The organism is Pelosinus propionicus DSM 13327, assembly GCF_900114615.1.
Taxonomy (GTDB): Bacteria; Bacillota; Negativicutes; order DSM-13327; family DSM-13327; genus Pelosinus; species Pelosinus propionicus.
On sequence record NZ_FOTS01000004.1, the window covers coordinates 41,652 to 64,568 of the forward strand.

Sequence of the window (22,917 nt, forward strand, 5' to 3'; positions counted from 1 at the left end):
ATCTTTTAACCATGTATGCTCACATAGTCCTACATTGTCGAACTTGGTTCCGTTTCTAATGTTATGCTTTTACTTTATCCTAACTAATGGTTTAGTGTCAATACTAAATTAAGTATTTATTCTAATAAATATTAATTTTTTAACTAGTACCTCATCTGCGTTGAAATTATGGATAATTTAGCGAGGATTTTTTCGACCTGCAAGTCAAGGAGCCGCGCAGACCGAAATCTGTAAGACAGCAGCAATAAAGCAGAACGGAAAAAGACTGCTAAAGAAGCAATGCTTTTAATACCGATGAGGTGCTAGTATTCAAATGCAGCTATAACTCCAACTGAATCAGCTTTTATCTTTACAAAAACATCATTAAATCGATCGGTTGATTGATTATTCCTTATATCCCAATCTCATCGAAATTTTCTTAGCTGTTCTTACTACATCTTTCGCAATCTCCTCCATATTGAGCAGACGGCTTGATGGTCCGGAAAGACTAATCGCCGCTATAATTATACCTTGGCTATCTTTGACTGGTGCTGCAACACATCCTAGACCCAGTTCAATTTCCTCCATATCAAAACCATATCCCAATTCTCTAGTCTGACGTATTTGATCTATCAATGGGCACAAATCTACAACTGTATTTTCTGTGAATTTTTGTAACTCTCTATTTGTGTACATTTCTTCTATTTGACGCTCACTTAAACCCGACAGTAAGACTTTGCCAACACCAGTACAATATGCTGGGTTTCGGCCGCCAATGCGAGATCGAATGCCAATGGAGCGAGAACCATCCACTTTATCAATATAAACGACATCTTCTCCCGATAATACTGCAAGATGGACCGTTTCTTGATAATGCAAGGAAAGTTCCCGCAAATCCGGTAATGCGATTTCACGTAAATCAAGATTTGAAACATAAGCCTGACCTAATTCAAAAATTCTCAAACCAAGAGAATACTTCCCAGTTACCGAATCTTGCTGCATATAGCCATACCTTTCTAATGTAGCAATTAATCCATGTGCGGTACTCTTGCTCAATTCCAAATTTTTGCTGATTTCAGTTAAACTGATAAGATTACCGTGCTCTGCTACGCACTCTAGTATCTTTAGTGCCCTAAATACGGACTGAATATGTTTTTCGCCTTCACCAAGCTGTTTATTCGTCATAAGAATGTTACCTTCCTTTAGTTCGATATTATAGAATGTTGTTTTTATTTTTTTCGACATATCCAATAATATTCCTGCTTTTGTTGCCATTTATCGGAAACTATCACGTAAATATTAAATAATAAATGAGGAGGGTTCTCCTTTAAATAAAGTGAACTCTCCTCATTCTATTTCTTGAAATCATTCTTATTTTTGACATATTAAAGTTCTCAAGCGCTTTTGATAACTAAACCAACTTTTATATCGCTTCAGCACTTCTTTTTCGATCTATTCTCTGCACCTGTTTGCTTTTAGCAGTTTCGCCAAATAATGCACCAATCAGGTTAACTGTCAAACGAGCCGTTGTATCATCTTTATCCAGCAGTGGATTGACCTCTACAAATTCCGCCGAAATTAATTTTTCAGCTGCAGATAATAATCGAACCGCCTGTAAACTTTCTTTATAGCTAAGACCGTTGGTAACCGGTGTCCCGACTCCTGGGAATTCGGCAGGATCAATACCATCTACATCAAAGCTCAAATGGATACCATCACAACGTTCCGATAAATATCGTACTGCTTCAGCGATGACCGCTTCCATTCCCAGCCTTTTCACATCATTAGCAGTGTACATTTTTATATTTTTTTCTGCAATGAGCTGCTGCTCGCCCTTATCCACATCTCGAGCACCAATCAAGACAATATGCTCCGGCTTCACTTTTCCCTGATAGCCCCCAATATTGGTCAAAGCCGAATGACCTAGACCCATACTGGCTGCCAAAGGCATACCATGAATATTACCCGTCGGAGATGTTTCAGGTGTATTCATATCAGCATGAGCATCATACCAGATGACACCGACATTGTTGTAATGTTTTGCGATGCCAGCTAATGTCCCCATAGCAATACTATGATCGCCGCCTAAAACGAGGGGAAAGCGCCCTTCTTGTATAATATTTGAAACCTTTGCTGCCAGTTTTTCACTTGAATCAACAAGGGTTTTTACGTTTTTAATATTCTCGCCACTCTGCCTAAAACATCCTGTAATGCCTATAGAAAGATTACCTTCATCCAGAACATTTCCTCCCAGGCTCTTAAGGCGATCCACTAGACCTGCACTACGAATACTTTGAGGGCCTAAATTGGTACCATAACGGGTCTGTCCCAGCCACATTGGTACACCAACGATTGAAATTTCCTTTTTCATGTAACTCACTATCACCGCCCCAATCCTTGTAATTTTTTTACTGCGAATTTTATTTTAAACCTTTCTTCTCTAGTGTGCAAGAAAAGTTTTATAAAATACATGGTCTTTTTTCTATTTTAAAGCATTGGCAGTACAGATTTACTTACATATATTTTTATAGCGTAACAAAATTCAATATATTTCATATTTTATATTTCCTTCTAAACTCATTATATTCTTATCTTTCCTAAAAAAATACTACATTCTAACCTTATGTGTTATTTTATCAATACTTTTTTACCATTTTATGTTATAATACAAACTGTTATTCTACTAATTTTTTACATAATACATTCATAGGAGGAATACTATGCCATCTTTTGCACGTATCAAGGCACAATCAATTCATTCATTAGGAACTCGCTTGATCGTCCTTTTTGTACTGTTTGCATTATTGCCGACGATTATCTTAGGCGCAGTGAGTTCATATCACAATATTGGTGATAAAAAAGCAACGATCATTCAGAATAATACTGTCCTTACAACTCAGCTTGCCAATCAAATAGAACGACTTTTAGATGATTCTCAGGGTCTATTAATAACGACAGCATCAGCAATTGGTGCAACCGCTGTTAATAAAACATTAGATGCTGCTGCCATTAAAGTTGCACTGCTCGAAATGAAAAAGCAAAATCCAATTTTTGAGTTAGTTATCGCTAATGATGCTAATGCTATGCAGATTGCACGAACCTCTGGAGAATTAAGAAGCCAAGCCGGAAAGGCAAACATCATTTCTGCGTTACAAGGAAAAAGTTTCTTTTCTGATGTTTATATATCCGCTTCTACCCAAGTACCTTGTATAACAATCTATACCCCAATCAAAGATAAAACTGGTGAAGTCATCGGACTGATGTCTGCCGATATTAGCTTAAGTTCTATGCAGGAAATAGCAAATAGCGGTAAAATTGGTGAAACTGGATATATCGATATTGTTGATAAACAAGGAGTGCTCATTGCCCATCCTAACAAAGAACGTGTGCTGCAAAAAGAAAGCATTGCAGACCTTCCCTATATTACAAAGGCTCTTAGCGGACAAACAGGTAACACTACCGCTATAGCAAGTAATGGAGCCGAAGCACTAACCGTATTTGCTCCTATCCCTAAGTACAACTGGGCAATCGCCGCCTATATGCCATCTAAAGAAATTGACAGCATCATTATATCTTCTCTTTGGTTTACCTTGCTGATTAGTGTATTTGCCGTATTATGCGCTGGATGCACAGCTTTTTTCATTGGAAAAAGCATTTCTCGACCTTTGCAGCAGCTTGCAGCGAATGCAGGACAATTAGCCGAAGGTAATTTAACGACTTCAATTACTGCTCGAGGTGCCTTAGAAATTAATCAACTTTCCAATGCTCTAAGCCAAATGCAAATTAATTTCAAACAAATTATCCAAAATATCGTAACTACATCAGAACATGTAGCTTCTTCATCAGTACAATTAATGTCTGGAGCTGAACAATCAGCACAAGCTGTCGACCAAGTAGCCCAATCTATTACACAAGTCGCAACAGCTACTGACAAGCAACTTTTGGCTGTTAATCAAGCTACAGCTATTGTAACGGATATATCATCCAGTATTCATCATATTGCCCAGCAATCTAATATGGTGTCAATTACTTCTGAGCAGACAGCCAGTACAGCTAAAGATGGTGATAAAGCAATTCATACTGCAATAAAACAAATGAATCTCATTCAAAGCACTGTCATGAGTTCTGCTCAAATTGTTGCTGCCTTAGGAGAACGTTCTGGAGAAATCGGACAAATTGTAGATACGATTGCTGGTATTGCAGGACAAACGAATCTCTTAGCTTTAAATGCTGCAATCGAGGCTGCACGAGCAGGAGAGCAGGGTCGAGGCTTCTCGGTGGTAGCTGACGAAGTACGAAAATTAGCAGAACAATCACATGATGCTGCGAAACGAATTGCCCTTTTAATTAACGGTATTCAAGATGAAACAGATAAAGCCGTTCAATCCATGAATAATGGGACCCAAGAAGTACAACTAGGTGCTGAAGTCGTAAACGATGCCGGACATGCTTTCCGAAAGATTGTTGCTTCCATTGAGGAGATGTCTGGACAAATACAAGAAATATCAAGCGCTATTCAGCAAATAGCCAGTGGCAGTCAAAATGTAGTCACTACCATGCAAACGATTGATACGATTAGTAAAGATACAGCTCTTCAAACCGAAACTGTATCAGCAGCAACTGAAGAGCAATCCGCTTCTATGCAGGAAATCTCAAACTCTAGCCAATTATTGGCTAGCATGGCGGAAAAATTACAAAAAGCTGTGCAAAAATTCAAAATGTAATTTTCTTTAGTGAAGTTAGCCGCAGAGGATTAAACCAATATTATCCTGTAATAAAACAGCATAATTTAGGAAAAATACTTACAGTATGATCTATCCAAAAAAGGATGCTGGAGGTAAAACATATGACTGTACAAAAAGATTTAGAAAAGGCTTTAGCAGCTGCCGAATCAGCTAAAGGAACCTATGCAACTTTTGCTGCATCTACAGATGATCAGAAGGCCCAGCAAATGTTTACTCAAATGTCACAGGATATGAAGCAGCATATTTCTACTATTGAAGATCGTCTTAATTCTAACACAAACATGGGATTAAGTTCCGGTGATGCTTCTTCAGTAGTAAATAGCAATAGTAGTGCTACCACAGCTAACCAGCAAAATTAATTGGCCAATAAACTATGTTCTAATCTAAAAGAAGCCCTATTCCAGTATCGGAATAGGGCTTCTTTTGCAAAACAAATAAAAAAACTCTACATTTTTAAAGCTTTTGGGGACAAAATAATAGTAAGTATAAAAAAACTGTTTATACATTATTTTGAAAAAGGAGCTACTAACATGGTGGAACTTCAATTGGGCTTCTTTGCATTTCTTTTCATTGCAGTTTCCTTCTTGTTATTACACATTTTGCACGACCTAGGGATGATGTAAAGCTTCTTACAGCAACTATAGACTTAAAATAAAAAGGACTCATCAACGAACGATGAGTCCTTTTTATTCTTATGATTTTTGTGCTTTTGCCCAAGAATCGCGCAAACCGACAACACGATTAAATACAGGCAATTCTGCAGTAGAATCCTTAGCATCCAAACAAAAATAGCCATTACGTATGAATTGGTAGCGCTGATCGGCGGTAGCATGAAGCAAACTAGGCTCTACCATACAAGCTGTAAGTCTTTCCATAGAGTTAGGATTAATATCATCCTTAAAGTCTTTTTCCTCTTGTTCTGTCTCTTCCTCTTTAAGAAGATAATCAAACAATCGTACTTCAGCCTTAACAGCCTGTGCAGCAGAAACCCAATGCAGCGTCCCCTTTACCTTTCGGGTCGCTGTTCCTGAACCGCTTTTGGTTTCAGGATCATAAGTGCAGCGTAATTCTATCACTTCACCAGTTTTCGGATCTTTAATCACTTCTTCACACTTAATAAAATAAGCATTTTTTAGACGCACTTCCTGCCCGGGAGCCAAACGAAAGAATTTCTTAATTGGAAATTCCATGAAATCATCCTGCTCAATATAAATCTCCCGCGAGAAAGGAATACTACGATTGCCCGTATCCGGCTGTTCTGGATTATTCTCGGTTTCCAGTTCCTCTACCTGGCCTTCAGGATAGTTGGTAATAACTACTTTCAATGGACGCAGCACTGCCATCGCCCGCAAAGCCTTACTGTTTAGATCTTCTCTAATGCAATGCTCCAGCATCGCAATATCGACAGTACTATTGCTTTTGGCTACGCCAATGCGTTCACAAAAATCACGAATGGCTTCCGGCGTATAGCCACGACGACGCAACCCAGAAATAGTTGGCATCCGCGGATCATCCCAGCCATCCACCAAACCTTCTTCCACTAACATTCTAAGCTTTCTCTTACTCATGACCAAATTGGTAACATTCAATCGTGCAAATTCAATCTGCTGAGGGCAGTTCTCCATTTCAAGAGAAGAAATCAGCCAATCATATAATGGACGGTGATCTTCAAACTCTAAGGTACAAATGGAATGAGTAATTCCTTCTAAAGCATCGGAAATGGGGTGAGCAAAATCATACATAGGATAAATGCACCAGGTATTACCTGTACGATGATGTTCCGCTCGCATAATACGATATAAAATAGGATCGCGCAAATTTACATTTGGCGATGCCATATCAATTTTTGCTCGCAATACCCTAGAGCCATCAGCAAATTTTCCCGCTCTCATACCATCAAATAATTCTAGATTTTCTGCTATGGAACGATCACGGTAAGGGCTATTTTTTCCTGGTTCAGTCAAAGTCCCCCGGTATTCCCTCATCTCTTGGGGATTCAAGTCACAAACATATGCCTTTTCAGATTTTATCAACTGAACGGCACACTCATAAAGCTGTTCAAAATAATCAGAAGCATAAAACATACGATCGTCCCAATCAAATCCCAGCCATTTTACATCTTCTTGAATGGATTCAACATACTCGACTTCTTCTTTACTTGGATTGGTATCATCAAAGCGCAAATTACATAAACCATTATAGTCTCGAGCAATCCCAAAATTAAGACAGATGGACTTTGCATGTCCAATATGCAGATACCCATTAGGTTCTGGTGGAAAGCGGGTATGTACCCTCTTATTATTTTTATTGTTCTTCAAATCTTCATTAATAATATTTTCAATAAAGTTTGAAGAAATTGTCGTATTTGTTGTCATCCTTGAAACCCCTTCTCGATTTATCTTTTATCTTACTCACATTTCGTCATTTATCGCCCTTTTCCTGCTTATGGCAAACATACAACTATGGTATATAGATAAAATAACCAAAATCCACATAAATTAACCAATTTTAAAACAAGCGGTACTGCCTCTTTCTGTTGCCATAACTTCTAAACGGGCATCTATTCTTTCCTTGAGTTCAGGAACGTGAGAAATAATCCCCACTAGTCGCCCTCCCTGCTGCAAATCGATTAAAGCCTTGATGGCAACATCTAAGGATTCTGGATCAAGAGTACCAAAGCCCTCATCGACTAAAATTGTATCTAAATGTATGCCGCCGGCATAGGACTGAACAACATCAGCTAAACCCAGAGCTAATGACAAAGACGCCAAGAACGTCTCACCCCCAGATAAAGTCCCTACGCCTCTGGCAATGCCTGTATAGTTGTCAAAAACCTCTAGATCCAAACCACCAGCAGCGTTTTTTCTGGCTCGTTCTAACGTTCTTTGCAGGGAGTAACGGCTGCGGCTCATCATTTTTAAACGTTCGTTCGCTGCCACAATTACATTTTCCAATAATGTTCCTAATACAAATCGCTGCAATGTTAATTTGTGCTCATTGCTGCCGTTAGCCACCTCTGCCAAACGCCCTGCCACAGCATATTGGGATCCTAATGTGCCCAATGCCTCATCTACTTGGCTGATCTTTTTCAGCCAAGCTTGCTGACGCTTTAGAAGCGCCTCTAGATTGGTGTGTGCAGCAAACATATCATTATATCGATTTTGCATCGTTACAACTACTTGCTGCAGCTCCAGCATATCCGGTAATTCCAAATTTTCCGCTGCCTGAGCAGTCTGTTCTAAAAACAAAGCGGCTTTACTAAATTCTGAATCAAAGGCAGCAATTTTCTTTGCAGTGATACTCATACTCTCTGGGTTCTTTTTTGCAGTCTCATAATCCTGCTGATCCATAAATCCAGCTGCTGCTACTCGTTTTACAAAATAGTTTTGTTCTTCTTCGTACTTTATCCTGCTCTCTTTTAAACGATAGCTGGTATTTTCCAGGAGCGTCTGCTTCTGGGTTACCAGATGCTTTCCCTGCTGTACATGCTGCTGAGCCTGTTCCCAAGCTGTTTTATATTGGTCTTGCTTATCTTGGGCACTTTTTAGGACTGCTGCCAAATTCCCCATCCCTTGCAGTTCCTCTGGTATCGCGAGACGCCTTTCTGCTGTTATGGTTTCCGCAGCTGTAAACGACTGTTCTGCCTGACGCCATGCTTCTTGCACCTGAACCAATTCCTTGTGCAGATCCTCTTGTTGCTTTCTTAGCTGCTCCAACTGCCTGGTTATATCCCTGGCCCGCTGTTCTCCTGTCAAAGCCTGCTCATACTTTTCACGCAATGTTTGAACTCGTTGAGCCAACTCTAGCAAAGGCACTGCAGCTTGTTCTTTCAGTTCTTCAGTAAGATCGGCAATTCGCTTTTCCCATGTATCCCTCTCGGTTTGCAGCAAACTGTGCTGCCTACGGCAGGTATCTTTTTCTTGCTCTAAAAATTCCATCTGCTGTTGAGCTGTTTTCAATTGCCTTTCATTTGGCATGACTCCTCTAGGAGCAGCCAGTTTAGGATGATCCGCTGAACCACAGACAGGGCAGCTCTCTCCTGCGGCCAAGGTACTTGCCATGAAAGCTGCCTGCCCTTGCATCCATTCATGCTGCAATGTGGTAAGACTGCTTTTAGCAGCTGCATAGTTTTTCTCAAGTTCTGCCAGCTTCAGCTCTGAAGCAGAAACTTGCCGTTCTAGCTGGGTGAATTTTTTTCTATGTTCTTCTAGCAGTCTACTTTTCGTAAGCAATCCTTGGGCATACTGCCATTGTATTTCCCTGCTGCCCACTTCTAATGCAAGTTGAACAGCTTTCTGTTCATCTAGGATGATATGGTCTATCTTTTCTTGTATCTTCGTATAATTGAATTCAGCAGTATCTTTCTTTTTTGCTGCCTGTTCTAGTTCACTTTTTCGTATCGCTGCTGAACTCAAGGCTTTTTCCAGTAGTTTGAGCTTATTCTCTGTCTGCTGCAAATGAATGATTTGCCGAACCAGCATCTCCCGATCTTCCTCTTTAGCAGCTTCTATTTCAAATCGCTGCTGTGCCTGTTTCAGCTTCTGCACCTCAATTTCCAGCTCAACCTGATATGTCTTACAGTTCTCTTCCAACGACAATACATCCTGAGCATAGTTTGAACGATTCTTTTCCGCATCGAATAAGCCCATTGCCGCCGTTGCTCGAAGAAGACCCGCCCGTTCTTCTTCAATGATTGGCTTTTGCTCGGTAAGCGTTGCAAATAATTGCTCTGCTTTTTGTTTGTCTTGGATTTTTCCCTGTATGATTGCCCCTTGATTCACAGCCTGTTGAGCACTTTTTAATTCTTCACTGCTGCTTTTAATCTGAACGAGTATGTCTTCTACTTCTCTTTCATTTTGCTGTATACAATCCAGCAGTTCATGTTCTTGCGCTACGCCGGCTTCCTGCAAAATCCACTGACGCTGTTTACTCTGTTCTTCACTCGCTTTTTTTAGAAGTAGAGCCTTGTCCTTTAATTTTTCCTCAATTCTTTGATATAGGTCTGTTTTAAATAATGCCTGCATAATTTCTTGCCGTTCATTGGAATTGGCGGTTAATAGCTTACGAAATTCACCTTGGGGCAGCAGCACCACTTGACGAAATTGATTGCTTTTAAAGCCCATCAATATTTCAATCTGCTTCGTAACGTCCAGCCATTTCGCTGCCAGCAAAATGGCTTCCCCCACTAAAGGCATACTCCACAATTCAGCTTGCGCCAGCATGGTGGTAGTGCCGTCTCCTCGTTTCTTCGGCCGCTCCTGCTCTGGAATTCGCTTTACTTGATAACAAGCTTCGCCAATCGCAAAATCAAAAATTACTTCCGTGATTACAGCACTATCGGCATGATCGCTGCGCATGGATTTTCCTTCACGCTGCGTGCCGCTGGCATCACCAAATAAGGCAAAGCACATACCATCTAAAATGGTTGTTTTTCCTGATCCTGTAGGACCATGAATCAAAAAAAACGTCCGATCCTGCAATTCCCTAAAATCAAGTTTTTGCTGCTGGGCATAGGGACCAAAAGCCGTCATGGTTAAAGATAATGGTCTCATAGAATCGCCTCCCGTTCCTCACGGTATACCGTTTCGATCACATGAACCAAGTGCATTTGCTCCTCCTGCGTCATATTTTCTCCCGTCATCTGATGATAAAAGGCGTCAAATAGTTCTTTTTCACTCAGTTTACGATGATCTCTAGGCAAACCGCTCAGCACACCTTTTTTTGCAAAACGCGGACTTTCGATCTGCAGCACATTAGGATATTTCTCACGCAATTTCCCCATAGCATCTAAAATGGGCATTTCATCTAGCAGCGTTACTGATACATAATCCTGCTGGTTCCCTTGATCAATGGAATGATCCAGAATATCTTTAAAATATCCTTTTATACAACGAACGTCACGACGAGGGGATAGGGAAATCCTCTCAACGGCGATGCCTCCAGCTTTATCCATTTCGATTAAATGAATACCTTTTTGCTGAGAAGCTTCTGCAAAAGAGTATTTCAGTAGTGATCCGCTATAACGAATGCTTGGATCCCCTGCCTGCTGAGAATTATGTAAATGTCCCAGAGCCGTATAGGAAAAAGGCCGAAATACAGCCCCATTTACCATACTGCTGCCTCCAATCGATAAAGGACGTTCCGACTCACTTTCCAGGCTTCCTGCAATAAAAGCATGAGCAATTGCAACCGAACGTGCTTGATTGGGAATTTTTCTAATTACATGCTGTACCATAGCCTCTATCGCTTGTTCATGATTGGAAACATCAGGACAAGAAAGACGTTCGCGAACGTATGCAGGCTCTCCATAGGTAAGCGGAGCAAAATAAACCGGTCCATGCTCATCATATAAAATGATAGGGTCGATTTCCCGGGTTAATGCCCCTGCTACATACAGCCCTTGAGCCGATAATAAACGACTGCCAAAGCCTAAGCGTTCTGCACTATCATGATTACCGGCAATCATAATCGTAGGCACCTTGTAATCTACTAAAATCTGCGATATTACTTGGTTTAATAATTCTACTGCCTCGATAGGCGGCACGGCACGATCATAAATGTCTCCGGCAATAATAATCCCATCGGGTTTGCTCTCCCGTACCAAAGCTAAGAACTGATCCAGTACATGGGCCTGATCATTCGTCAAATGAATTCCGTGGAATAACCTGCCTAAATGCCAATCCGAAGTATGTAAAAACCGCACAATCCAACCTCCTGCCGTTATTTTCTACTTTCTTGGAGATACGCAAAAAATTCTTACAAGATACTGTTTTACTCCTCACAAGTGACTGATGTCTCCACATAAACTTGTCCTTCACGAGTTAATGCAGCCTGCCCTGCCGTCCAATCGATAATCTTTTGTTCCAGAACTTCTTCTTGCCCCACTTTTTCTAATACAATCAGTCGTATTGTATCGGTAAATATTTTATCCTCAATTCGATAACCTTGCAGCCTAAGCTGATTTTCTAGCATTCCCAAAAAAGTATAGTCAATTTCTACCCCTATGCGTGTATGATTTTGCCGCTGAGTAATTCCTGCTGCTTTTAATCCTAAACTGGCACTCTTGCCATAGGCGCGAATAAGCCCTCCCGCCCCTAGCTTAACCCCGCCAAAATAGCGTGTAATGACAATCACAGTATCTTTTATTTGATTCTTCTTAATGATCTCTAAAATAGGCTTGCCAGCCGTACCTGACGGTTCACCATCATCATCCGCTTTTTGCCATTGATCATTTCCTCCTATTACATATGCAGAACAGTTATGAGTGGCATTCCAGTGCCTTTTCTTAATTTGTTCTATAAATCCAACTGCAGCTTCTTCCTGCTCTACCCGTTGTACATAAGCAATAAATCGTGACTTTTGAATCTCAAATTCCGCCTCGCCGTAGCCGCTCACCGTTAAATAAAAAGATAACATCCTATACACCCCAATCTATCAAAACATCCTTAAAAATAAATATTCCAACAACGGAATTAGCTCTCACCGAATCTTACCGCATCAGCAAGTAGTTGCTCTAATGAGTGATAAAATCGTTTATCTTCTTCTGCCGTGCGTTTGTTGGGACCTTTTGTCCTACCGCCTCCACGGCGTAATTTGGCTTTGACTTCTCGTTCCTCCAATAAAAATTCAATATTTTCATTAGAAAATATTCTCCCTATCGGACTTAAACAATACGCTTTTTTCCCCAGAACCATTGCTGCGAGCCCCCAGTCCTGGGTGACAACGATATCCTTAGCTTGTGTCAAATTCAGCACTTTAATATCAGCTTCTTGAGAATCGTCGCCTACTACCACATGATGATCCGATACAATCATGTGATTAAAACTGGCTACCGTCCAGACAGGCGTCTGGTATTTACGCCCCAGCTCCATACAAATCTGCAATGCCTTTTTAGGACATGCATCTGCATCCACTACTATTCTCATATCGATCAGCTCCTGTATCTTAAAACGAAATGATATCTGTTTTTTTCATGCATTTATTGAAAATTTTATCACACCTTTACGATTATCTCAAAAATTACTTGTCAAATCCGTCTTACTATCTTAATATAAAGAAGACTTGATTTAGTTGGGGTTTTACCGCCATCTAAAATCCATGTTACTGTATCCAGAAAAAAATCCTGGCTACAGCAATACCAATACCAATAATTGGTTATACTCTTACTACTAATAATAAAAGGATGATTTAAAATGAGTGACAACGCGGTATTAGATTTTTATGAACCTTTCGGCTTTTATGAAACAGAAACTGAAGATGGCTGTACTGCTCTTCTTTATGAAACACTAAATAACGGCGATTACGCCTTAGTTACTGATGGTGATGGGATTATACCTGAAGATCTAGAACAAGAAATCATTTTTGCTTACTACACTGCAGATGGAGCTTTTTCCTGGAGTGTTAGTTTTGAAGACTCTCACCATTTTTTTGAACTATTAGGAAAACATACAGAAAGTAATCATCTCATTGACATTGTGAAGCAATATCGTGATAGCGGCGATTACTATTAAAAATATAAATAGATAAGAATACGATGTACTCTTAGTACAAGGGCTCTGCGATTTTTCGTCGCAGAGCCCTTGTACATTTTATTTTGTAAAACTTTATCCGCTCTTATAACTCAATATCTTCTGCTTCCGTAGAATACTAGCTGCAATTGTTTTCTGCACTTTTTCTCATGCGTATCAATGTTCGTCCACAAGCACATGGACTATCATCTAAACTACATATGATTCCCGTACAAAAGCGCAGAAGAGGCATCGCCTCTAATGTAAGGCTAGTAAGAAGCAACTCGCCGGTTTCTCCTATTGGCAAAACTTGTCCGCTTTTAGGATGGATAATTTCAGGATAAAAACAGTCCTCTTGAATATGTAAACCAGCATTACAATGACATTCGCCTGCAATCCCCATTCCCCAAATGTCATATATGCCATAAACTTGGTTTGGCTTTTTTCCATAAACCTGTTCAATTTCTTCACTTTGATTTTGTGACACAAAGTTTGCATCGCAAAATATATTCTGTAATGGTAACTCTGTTGGCTTATACCCCTTACTACTAGCTTCACATGCAAGCTGCAGCAAGTAACAAGCAGTAGAAAATATTGAGGTAACGCCAAAATCCTCTATTGATCGTAACTGTTCAACCTTGCTGCTTCTACATTCAGGCAATAAGGTTGCACCAATTCGCTGTATTCCAGAACTTATTCCTATGCTCGGTATATGTTCCTCCATTATACCCGCCCATTGAAAAATAGAGGTGACATTGACCCCTCCAGCAACTAATATCCGTGACATTAATTCACTCCACATTCCCATATCATTCCTGGTATAACTCATGGCAGCGTTTTTTTTACCGTTTTGGCTTGTATGTATGTAGGAAACACCGCTTACTGGCATTGTTAATAATCCATAAGGGTAATTTGCCGTTATATCCTGTTTGGTAGTAACAGGAAGTCTTTTTAGTTCATTCAGGTTTGCAATCTTTTCTGGCAGCAGTTCATATTCATTCATGCGGCTTTTGTATAAGATACTTTTCTCATATACACGCTCTATTAATTTTGCTAGTTTATAAGATTGCCATGCTGTCATATCGGCACGGGACAACATTTCTACTTGCTGGTTCCAAATCATATCTGCATCTCCTTTTAAATGACCCTAAAGAACGTCTTGCTTCTTTATCTTATTTCTCCATTTTTAAATTTTAACCTTCCTTTAGCTAACAGATGCCTCACTGGATAATCAAATTTCGCTCTGATTTCTTTCATATTTTCCTTTCTGTTTGGGCAAACTAGGCCTAGGAGGTGTATACATGGATGGAATGATCTGTTCCAATTGTCATACTTGGATGACACTACAAACCAAAAACTGCCCTGATTGCAATGCGGATATTATTATGGATGGAGAACGCAAAAATGTAATCGATCGAATTCAGCCTAATTGTCTCATTTATCGCTATGACGGCTCTGATCTATTAGAGGCTGGAGTTGTCATTAAGCAGCTAAAAGTTAATATGAAAGTGGCTACAAAGCTGCGTGAATACTCAAATCCTCTTCTTGTACCCAAGCATAACGTCTATGCTTTTAATCAAAATCTATATAGTTCGATTCAGAGTTTGCGTAACGAACGTACTGCCACAATGGTGAGATTTGATCAGCTGATCAAATCCCATTGGCAAAATCTGATACCTTATGAGCCTATCGAATAAGCTGCAGTCTAAAGCAAAGCATATTTTAATTACGAACCTCATAATACTGCAATAGTTCACTGACGGTGACAATGCTGTAGCCCTGTTCACGAAGTTTATCAATGATAATGCCAAGGGCCTCTGGTGTAGGCAGCGGATATTGACCATCATGTAGTAGCACAATGCTGCCAGGCTTTACATGATTCATTACGTTCTCAACAACAGAAGATACACTAGGCCGCCGCCAATCACCAGGGTCCACTGACCATAAGACCGTCGTATAGCCACGCAGTTGTGCTTCTGCCACTACCGTATCATTGTAGGCTCCGCCAGGAGGACGAAACAATACTGGTTTCGGAGCAGCTGCCATGATCGCCTTTTCAGCCTTATCAAGTTCTTCACCCATTTCTTCCTTACTTATTTTAGATAAAAACCTATGGTTATAAGCATGGGAGGCCACTTCATGTCCATCAGCCACCTCCTGTGCTACTATTTCCGGATGAGCAGCAGCATGCTCTCCTAGAACAAAAAATGTTACTCTTGCATTTTTTTCTTTAAGAACCGCTAATAACTGTGGTGTCATCATATTGTGTGGACCATCGTCCACTGTCAATGCCACGACTTTATGAGTCGTGGGAACTTTTCGTATTGCTTTATCATTATCTTTTACGACTCCATCAACCATTACAGCTGCAGAAAAAACAATTCCTATTACGCCTGCAAAGACGAAACTTCCTCGCTTCATATCATCCTTACCTCCCATCATTACCTCAGTGGATATTACGCAAAAGACTAAAAAGATATGCTTCATGTTTTGCATGATTATGCCATAACAGCAATATACTATAAAAGCCATTCACGAGGAGGATGCATATGTGGATACCATTTGCTCGTAGCGCCATACTCCTATTTTGCCTTTTCTTTATTTTATTTACACCCATTGCCAATTGCTCACCGCCAAAAATTGAGGCACAGGCAGCCATTTTGATCGATGCAAAAACAGGGCAAATTCTCTTTGAAAAGAATAGTCATATTCGCAATGCTCCTGCCAGTACTACAAAAGTATTAACAGCCATCATTGCTATTGAAAGTGGACGACTAGATGAAGAGGTGAAGGTTAGTTCCCGAGCCGCGAATACAGCGGGATCTTCCATGCACTTAAGCACAGGACAGCTCATTTCCATGCGTGAACTAGTGATCGGCCTTTTGCTGCGTTCAGGTAACGATGCAGCCGTAGCAATTGCAGAGCATTTGGCTGGCTCTGTCGATAATTTCGTTATGCTTATGAATGAGAAGGCCCAATCACTGGATGCCGCCAACAGCCATTTTGCCAATCCCCATGGTCTGACTGCCGTCAACCATTATTCTACAGCTTTCGACTTAGCCTGGATTGCCAGGTATGCGTTAACGAATCCGCTTTTTTCCATGATTGTAAACACGAAAGAAACGAATATTGAATGGCTTGATCGCAAAGGCAAGGAACATGATCAAAGTCTCAAGAATACAAATAAATTATTATGGCTATTGGAAGAGGCCGATGGTGTGAAAACAGGAACCACTAATCAGGCAGGCCCTTGCCTAATTTCCAGCGCTACCCGGGGAAATCAGAAGTTAATTGCAGTTGTACTTCATGACCACTCCCGCTGGTATGACTCCATGCAATTACTGAAATATGGATTTGATGCCTTTGAACTGTATGAATATGCTGCTAAAAACGATATTTTAGGGTCTATTCCTGTGGAAGAAGGCATTGGATCACTGATTGACGCAGTAGTGAGTAATACAGCAAGCGTAGTGGTACCAGCGGCGGATTATGAGCATGTTACCGTCAGTGTTAATCTTCCAGAACAAATAAAAGCCCCTGTTTATCAGGGGCAAAAGATTGGTGAAATTGTATTTCTTGTTCACCAGAAAGCAATAAAAACAGTAGATATTACATCTGGTCAAACGATTGAAGAACGCACAAACAGTAAAATATTACTGCAATATTTATTACGTACCTTTCGTCTATTATCTAGTTGGGGGGCACTCTAATTATACGTTAAAGAGGTCTGCGATAGAAAAAAGGCATATATTGGCTGAATCCAATATCACGGAAATTTAGAATAGCCTCTGTACCGCCTACAAACAATACGCCACCGGGCTTAAGAGCACTTAAAAATCTTCGATATAAGCCATCTTTTGCCTCTTCAGTAAAATAAATAACTACATTTCTACACAAAATTAAATCGAATCCAGTATCAAATTTGTCAAGCAATAAATTGTGACGTTTAAATTCTACCCGAGAACGAATATCCTCATCAATTGTATAGGTAGCACCTGCCTGTTTAAAGTATTTTGAAGCTCTTCCAGTAGAAATATTCTTAAACTCAGTATTAGTATATATACCGCTTTTAGCTTTTGCCAGCATTTCTACATCAAGGTCTGTGGCTAAAATTCGATGTTTTACATTTGGTGTTATATCTTTCAAAATCATTGCTAAAGAATATGGCTCGGCACCAACAGAACATCCAGCGCTCCAAATATTTAGTTTAGGACTTTGTGCTAATAAATCTGGCAGAACTTTGCTTTCCAGCTCAGAAAATTTTTCTGGTGTTCGGAAAAATTCTGTCACATTGATCGTCATATAATCAACAAATTCTTTGTACATCTTCGCATCTTTATCCAATAAATTAAAAAAGTCTACATATGTATTCACACCATAACGAGTCATTAAATTATTAATTCGTCTCTGCATCTGCGCAGGTTTATAATCATTAAGGTTAATGCTTGATTTCGCATTAAACTTTTGCTTAAACAACTCCCAGTCCTTCTCACTAACCATACAACACCTCCTAACTAATTTCTAGAAGTATATTCGACATATTCTATTAATTTCCTACCTTCCCATCAAAAGACTTACAATACGCTTGTTCCCTTGACTACTATAGCAATCATTATATTCCAATAGAAAATACCCACTTTCACCAATCTAAAGGTGACGTGGGTATTTTTTCAGTTACTTTCATGCATTCTATCGATACTGTTTAAAAAGAGTCACCGATTAATGTAATGCCTCGGAACTCGTTTTCCTACCATGCATACGATCTCATAATTAATCGTACCCATAATTTGAGCAATTTCCTCTACTGGTAATTCCGCTCCACCAAATAATATCACTTCATCATCAATGGCAACATCCCGAATATGGCTAACATCAATCATACACTGATCCATGCAGACTCGCCCAACGATAGAAGCTCGCTGACCATGTACCAAGACTTGTGTCTTCCCCGCCAGCAAACGAGACCAGCCATCTGCATAGCCCACAGGCAGAGTTGCAATTCGACTCTTCTGATCCGTATAATAAGTCCTTCCATAGCTTATAGACGAGTTAGGTGGCACATCCTTAACAAAACCGACTTGGGTTTTAAACTTCATCGCTGGCTTAAGCAACAAACTCTTTTTTACTTCCTCTGATGGCCATAAACCGTACAAAATAATGCCAGGGCGTACCATGTCCAGATGCATCTCGGGCAAATCTAATAACGCTGCACTATTGGCAATATGGCGAATAGGTATGTGAATGCCTTGTCCCTTAATATATTCAATTGCTTCTAAGAAATGATTGTATTGTTCATAGGTAAAAGCCTTGTCCCAGCTATCAGAAGTAGCAAAATGTGAATATACTCCTTCGATTTCAACTCCCGGTAAAACCGCTACTGCTTTTGCAAATTTACCTGCATCAGTTGGGCTAACACCCACTCTAGCCATTCCCGTATCGATCTTAAGATGTACTTTAGCTGTTTTACCAGCTGATATGGCTGCTGCTGATAAAGCCTGTGCCGATTCAAGAGAAAATATCGTTTGCGTAATATTATGCTTAACTACTAAATCAGCCTGACAAGCCGGCGTATACCCTAACACCAAAATGGGTACGTCAAATTTTGCATTGCGCAATTCCACTGCTTCATTGACAATCGCTACAGCCAAACGGTCTGCTCCTGCCTGCAATGCAGTTCGCGCAACAGCTACTGCGCCATGCCCATACCCATCAGCCTTAACAACTGCACAGACTTTCGCATTATGGTTTGTTACTTTTCTAATTTCAGTTACATTATGAGCAACAGCCGAAAGATCAACCTCTGCCCATACTGGTCGATTAAACATATCTTACCTCCTATCAAAATAGGTTACAAAGAAACATTACTTAATCGTCCTTATACCTATTGACTACGCTCATCTTCTTACATGCCGCATCTTTACTCTTTCATATTCAACAATTAATTTATCTAATTGAATACTGACTTCTGCCACTTCTGGGTCTATTAAATTACCGGATTTTTGTTCTACCAATTCATGAAGATGTACTCGAACACGTTCAATTTCTTGTGCCAGCTTCTGCAGGTTAAACATCACTTGCTCTCCTTGCCTTTTTTAATTTGCACTTGTTCAATAAGCCAATTGAACCAAGTTTCAAGTCCTGTACCAGTTTGGCATGAGACTGGTAATAAAGTAATTCCAGGATGAATACTCGTAATGTCTTTTTCTGCAGCTTTTAAGTCAAAATTAGTATATGGCAGTAAATCAATCTTATTTAAAATCACTGCGCTAGCTTGTTTAAATATTAATGGATACTTTAACGGTTTATCATCCCCTTCTGTAATACTAAGAACCGTTACCTTACAATCCTCACCAATATTAAATTCCGCTGGACACACTAAATTTCCAACATTTTCAATAACAATAACATCAAGAGTATCAAGATCAAGACAATCCAGTACACCGTCAATCATATTCGCGTCTAAATGACAGCCTCCAGCTGTATTAATCTGTACGACAGGTACACCATGCTGTTCAATACGCTCAGCATCCTTAGCAGTAAACAAATCACCTTCAATAACGGCGATTGAAAGTGTATCTTTTAAAGCGTGAATGGTTTTTTCTAATAACGATGTTTTGCCACACCCAGGTGACCCTAGTAAATTTAACACAAAAATTCCTGCTTTTTCGAACCGTTCCTGCAAAGCAGCAGAAATTTGATCATTTCTCTCCAGAATACTGGTCATCACTTTTATTTGCACTTTATTCTACCTCCAGATAATCAACTGCTAACTCTCGGCCCGATACCACTAGAACATTAGCGGATTGGCATAGGGGACATAGGAAAGAGTATCGTTCCACCGTAAATTGCTGCCCACAGCCGTTGCATTCGCCAACTAGAGGTACAATCGTAATATCTACCTTTGCGCCATCAGCTATTGTATTTGCAGCCAAAGCAGCAAAGCCAAACGTAAGAGATTCGGGCTCAATTTGAGTCATCTGACCAATGAGCAACTTAATGTAGCTTATCCTAACCGCATTATGCTCTGCAGCAGTCTTTAGTACGATGTCCAATATTCCTTGCGCAATGGACATTTCATGCATTACACTTCACTCCAAGTCTACCATTTTCATACAGTTAATTCGTCATGAGAGGATGATTTCCTGCTATCACAATCAATTCAATGATTCATAATTGATGTTTTTTACGATTGGAACTATTTACATAATATAAACTCGAATAATCATTTTCTATTTCGCTGATACTATGATTACACCAACATAAGGAGGTGATTATCAATGGCCAGAAGTAGCAAACCTGTTAACCCAGGCTCTGCAAGTGCCCTCGATCGTATGAAATATGAGATCGCAGGTGAACTTGGAATTGCTGATCGAGTACGTTCACAAGGCTGGGCTACCATGACTTCCGCTGACTGCGGACGTGTGGGCGGACAAATGGTTCGCAGAATGATTGAGCAATATGAATCTGGTTTAAGTGGAACTACCACTCAAGCAACCAGCGGAACATTAACTGCTCAATATGATGCAAACAAACAGCCTTAATCGTATGCATGGGCGGCTAAAAGCCGCCCTTTATTTATTTGTTAGTATTCCTATCTTGCTTCAAAATAGACGCTAATCTCTACTCCTGCTTCTACAATTGTATTTGCCATTATACTTTGCCGTACCGCAATACCTGTCCCCACAGGAACAATTGATAATCCTGCTCGTGTTAACGCCTCCCCTGCCTCACGAATACTCTTTCCAGCCACATTAGGTACTACTACCTTTCCTGGGGGCACTTGAATAGTAGGCATGGGTATCGAATTTGTTTGAATATTTTCTTTTGAAGCAGGTAATTCATTTGCCATTTGAGGATAAATATTGAGATGACGCATAATTTTACCTAGAATTTCTCCAGCAATCGGCGCTGCAATTTCACCTCCATAATAGCTTCCTTGAGGATCATCAAGGACAACTAAAATTGCAACTTGAGGATCTTCTACAGGACCAAAACCAACAAATGATGCTACATAACGTCCTGCAGAATAGCCGCTGCCATCATCTTGCAGTTTTTCTGCCGTTCCTGTTTTCCCTGCAAAGCGGTACCCTTTTAAATAAGCTTTTTTACCGCCACCTTCCAATACGACCTTTTCCATTAAGCCCGTCAGGCGATTAGCTGTTTCAGGGCTAATCGCCTGACGTACTGCTTGCGTCATCCCTTCACGCTCAATAGAACCGTCCATATTTCGTACTTCTTTGATAATATGAGGCTTTAATAGTACCCCATCATTGGCAATTGCCGATACAGCTGTAATAAGCTGCAATGGTGTAACAGCGATACTTTGTCCAATAGACATCGTCGCCACATCAGAATCTCGCATATCTTCTGGCCTAAATAACAAACCTTCTTCTTCACCGGGCAACTCAACACCTGTTGCCTTTCCAAAACCAAAGGCCTTGGCATATTCGATCAATTTATAAGCTCCCAGCCTCATACCAATCTGTACAAAAATGGTATTAATGGACTGTTCAATAACTTGAACAAACGAAACATTGCCATAACTTTCGTCACTCCAGTTTCGAATACGCCGCCCCGATACTTCAACATAGCCGTTATCAATAAATCGTTCTTCCGGATATAACTGCCCTTCCTGCAATGCAGCTGCAGCTACAACACTTTTAAAAGTAGATCCAGGTTCATAATTGTATGCTACTGCCCGATTCTTCCACTCCTTGATACTATATTTGTAGAATTGGTTAGGATTATAAGTGGGTCGATTAGCCATAGCTAATATTTCTCCCGTATGGGGATTCATGACAATTACAGTTGCTCCTTGAGGGCGATTGGTGGTCATCGCCTTATCCAAGCTCTGCTCAACGATAAACTGAATGGTACTATCTAATGTAAGATATACATTTTTCCCTTGTTTAGGCGGAGCAAATGTAAAAATCGATTTAAAAATGGGGATGCCTCGGCTATCTGTATCAACAAAATGTTCCATAGAGGTCCCTTTAATGACTTTATCTAATGCCATTTCCATGCCATCTAAACCAACGTCATCTGTCCCCACAAATCCTAAAACGTGAGCAGCCAAACTATCATTAGGATAATACCGCTTACTTTCTTCCAAGAAGCCTAGACCTCTAAGGTTAGATTCTTTGATTACATTCTCTATTTGCTTTGTCACCATCGGCTCAATCATACGCTTGATCCAGATAAAACGGCCTCCTGCAGTTAACCGTTCTTTAACATCTCCAGGCGGCATTTCTAATAACGGAGCAAGCAGAGATGCTGCAAGATCCGGATCTTTAATTTCAGAAGGATCTGCATATAAGGATTTGGTTAATCTACTGACTGCTAACTCCCGTCCGTCTCTATCATAAATCGTCCCGCGAGGCGATTGCAGCGTCTGACTATCTTTCACTTGATTTGCTACTTTTGCTGTCATACGATCACCGTCGATGAACTGCAGCCAGCCAATACGCATTGCCAAGATAAAAATCATTATTACTAACAGAATTAAAAATGAAGCAATGCGTCGCTGCAAGATTACAGCATTCTTTTCTATCATCTATCATCAATCCTTCCTAGAACACAATACTGCAATGTCTTATTATTCGTCTTATTTGCAGTATTTCCCTGCAAGAAAAGGAGTTTATCACAACTGCTGCCAATGAAAAAAACACCTCTGCAGGTGTTTTTTT

Annotated in this window: 21 protein-coding genes; 6 read left to right on the forward strand and 15 right to left on the reverse strand. The window is 40.2% G+C overall.

Annotated elements, in window-relative coordinates:
- Window positions 1-384 precede the first annotated feature (384 nt).
- The gene (locus tag BMZ99_RS02935) at window positions 385-1,254 is read right to left on the reverse strand and encodes an IclR family transcriptional regulator (RefSeq protein ID WP_090932777.1); all 870 of its coding nucleotides are present in this window, start codon (window positions 1,252-1,254) and stop codon (window positions 385-387) included.
- 148 nt (window positions 1,255-1,402) lie between these two features.
- Window positions 1,403-2,350 (reverse strand): arginase, encoded by a 948-nt coding sequence (gene rocF / locus BMZ99_RS02940; protein ID WP_175490461.1) that lies wholly within the window; start codon window positions 2,348-2,350, stop codon window positions 1,403-1,405.
- Window positions 2,351-2,699: 349 nt separating this feature from the next.
- Between rocF and BMZ99_RS02945 the strand changes: the two genes are divergently transcribed.
- The gene (locus tag BMZ99_RS02945) at window positions 2,700-4,703 is read left to right on the forward strand and encodes a methyl-accepting chemotaxis protein (protein ID WP_090932781.1); all 2,004 of its coding nucleotides are present in this window, start codon (window positions 2,700-2,702) and stop codon (window positions 4,701-4,703) included.
- A gap of 122 nt (window positions 4,704-4,825) precedes the next feature.
- Window positions 4,826-5,083 carry a DUF1657 domain-containing protein gene (locus BMZ99_RS02950; RefSeq protein ID WP_090932783.1) on the forward strand — a complete coding sequence of 86 codons (258 nt, stop codon included), beginning with the start codon at window positions 4,826-4,828 and terminating at the stop codon, window positions 5,081-5,083.
- A gap of 333 nt (window positions 5,084-5,416) precedes the next feature.
- Here the strand turns inward: BMZ99_RS02950 and BMZ99_RS02960 are convergent, their stop codons facing one another.
- The 5 genes from BMZ99_RS02960 to BMZ99_RS02980 all read right to left on the reverse strand — a co-directional run bounded on the left by BMZ99_RS02960 (window position 5,417) and on the right by BMZ99_RS02980 (window position 12,649).
- A complete protein-coding gene (locus BMZ99_RS02960; RefSeq protein WP_090932787.1) occupies window positions 5,417-7,099 on the reverse strand; it encodes a glutamine--tRNA ligase/YqeY domain fusion protein in 1,683 nt (560 codons plus the stop codon).
- A 123-nt stretch (window positions 7,100-7,222) separates the two neighbouring features.
- A complete protein-coding gene (locus tag BMZ99_RS02965) occupies window positions 7,223-10,276 on the reverse strand; it encodes an AAA family ATPase (RefSeq protein WP_090932789.1) in 3,054 nt (1,017 codons plus the stop codon).
- The gene (locus BMZ99_RS02970; RefSeq protein ID WP_090932791.1) at window positions 10,273-11,427 is read right to left on the reverse strand and encodes an exonuclease SbcCD subunit D; all 1,155 of its coding nucleotides are present in this window, start codon (window positions 11,425-11,427) and stop codon (window positions 10,273-10,275) included. The genes BMZ99_RS02965 and BMZ99_RS02970 overlap by 4 nt, the downstream gene beginning before the upstream one ends.
- A 68-nt stretch (window positions 11,428-11,495) precedes the next feature.
- Entirely contained in the window at window positions 11,496-12,140 is a 645-nt protein-coding gene (locus BMZ99_RS02975; protein WP_090932793.1) for a YigZ family protein, read from the reverse strand.
- A 56-nt stretch (window positions 12,141-12,196) separates the two neighbouring features.
- The gene (locus BMZ99_RS02980; protein WP_090932795.1) at window positions 12,197-12,649 is read right to left on the reverse strand and encodes a YaiI/YqxD family protein; all 453 of its coding nucleotides are present in this window, start codon (window positions 12,647-12,649) and stop codon (window positions 12,197-12,199) included.
- A gap of 267 nt (window positions 12,650-12,916) precedes the next feature.
- Here BMZ99_RS02980 and BMZ99_RS02985 point away from each other — a divergent pair, with 267 nt between their 5' ends.
- On the forward strand, window positions 12,917-13,234 hold the full coding sequence (locus BMZ99_RS02985) for a hypothetical protein (RefSeq protein WP_090932798.1): 318 nt from the start codon (window positions 12,917-12,919) through the stop codon (window positions 13,232-13,234).
- 136 nt (window positions 13,235-13,370) lie between these two features.
- Here BMZ99_RS02985 and BMZ99_RS02990 read toward each other — a convergent pair whose 3' ends face one another.
- Window positions 13,371-14,354 (reverse strand): phenylacetate--CoA ligase family protein, encoded by a 984-nt coding sequence (locus BMZ99_RS02990; protein ID WP_090932800.1) that lies wholly within the window; start codon window positions 14,352-14,354, stop codon window positions 13,371-13,373.
- A 178-nt stretch (window positions 14,355-14,532) separates the two neighbouring features.
- On the opposite strand from BMZ99_RS02990, the gene BMZ99_RS02995 reads away from it, so the two are divergent.
- Window positions 14,533-14,928, forward strand: coding sequence for a hypothetical protein (locus tag BMZ99_RS02995; protein ID WP_090932802.1), 396 nt, complete (start codon window positions 14,533-14,535; stop codon window positions 14,926-14,928).
- Window positions 14,929-14,953: 25 nt separating this feature from the next.
- On the opposite strand, the gene BMZ99_RS03000 is transcribed toward BMZ99_RS02995, so the two are convergent.
- Entirely contained in the window at window positions 14,954-15,652 is a 699-nt protein-coding gene (locus tag BMZ99_RS03000) for a polysaccharide deacetylase family protein (protein WP_090932803.1), read from the reverse strand.
- A 128-nt stretch (window positions 15,653-15,780) separates the two neighbouring features.
- On the opposite strand from BMZ99_RS03000, the gene BMZ99_RS03005 reads away from it, so the two are divergent.
- Entirely contained in the window at window positions 15,781-16,941 is a 1,161-nt protein-coding gene (locus tag BMZ99_RS03005; RefSeq protein WP_090932804.1) for a D-alanyl-D-alanine carboxypeptidase family protein, read from the forward strand.
- Window positions 16,942-16,948: 7 nt separating this feature from the next.
- On the opposite strand, the gene BMZ99_RS03010 is transcribed toward BMZ99_RS03005, so the two are convergent.
- From BMZ99_RS03010 to hypA, 5 genes are all read right to left on the reverse strand, one after another.
- Window positions 16,949-17,731 (reverse strand): CheR family methyltransferase, encoded by a 783-nt coding sequence (locus tag BMZ99_RS03010; protein WP_090932806.1) that lies wholly within the window; start codon window positions 17,729-17,731, stop codon window positions 16,949-16,951.
- A 212-nt stretch (window positions 17,732-17,943) separates the two neighbouring features.
- Window positions 17,944-19,056, reverse strand: coding sequence for an alanine racemase (alr, locus tag BMZ99_RS03015; protein WP_090932808.1), 1,113 nt, complete (start codon window positions 19,054-19,056; stop codon window positions 17,944-17,946).
- Between the two features lie 69 nt (window positions 19,057-19,125).
- Entirely contained in the window at window positions 19,126-19,302 is a 177-nt protein-coding gene (locus tag BMZ99_RS03020) for an aspartyl-phosphate phosphatase Spo0E family protein (protein WP_090932809.1), read from the reverse strand.
- Window positions 19,302-19,970 (reverse strand): hydrogenase nickel incorporation protein HypB, encoded by a 669-nt coding sequence (gene hypB, locus BMZ99_RS03025; protein WP_090932811.1) that lies wholly within the window; start codon window positions 19,968-19,970, stop codon window positions 19,302-19,304. The genes BMZ99_RS03020 and hypB overlap by 1 nt, the downstream gene beginning before the upstream one ends.
- 1 nt (window position 19,971) lies before the next feature.
- Window positions 19,972-20,313, reverse strand: coding sequence for a hydrogenase maturation nickel metallochaperone HypA (gene hypA / locus BMZ99_RS03030; protein WP_090932813.1), 342 nt, complete (start codon window positions 20,311-20,313; stop codon window positions 19,972-19,974).
- 195 nt (window positions 20,314-20,508) lie between these two features.
- Here hypA and BMZ99_RS03035 point away from each other — a divergent pair, with 195 nt between their 5' ends.
- The gene (locus tag BMZ99_RS03035; RefSeq protein WP_090932815.1) at window positions 20,509-20,772 is read left to right on the forward strand and encodes an alpha/beta-type small acid-soluble spore protein; all 264 of its coding nucleotides are present in this window, start codon (window positions 20,509-20,511) and stop codon (window positions 20,770-20,772) included.
- Window positions 20,773-20,822: 50 nt separating this feature from the next.
- Here BMZ99_RS03035 and BMZ99_RS03040 read toward each other — a convergent pair whose 3' ends face one another.
- Window positions 20,823-22,784 (reverse strand): penicillin-binding protein, encoded by a 1,962-nt coding sequence (locus tag BMZ99_RS03040; RefSeq protein WP_090932817.1) that lies wholly within the window; start codon window positions 22,782-22,784, stop codon window positions 20,823-20,825.
- Window positions 22,785-22,917 lie beyond the last annotated feature (133 nt).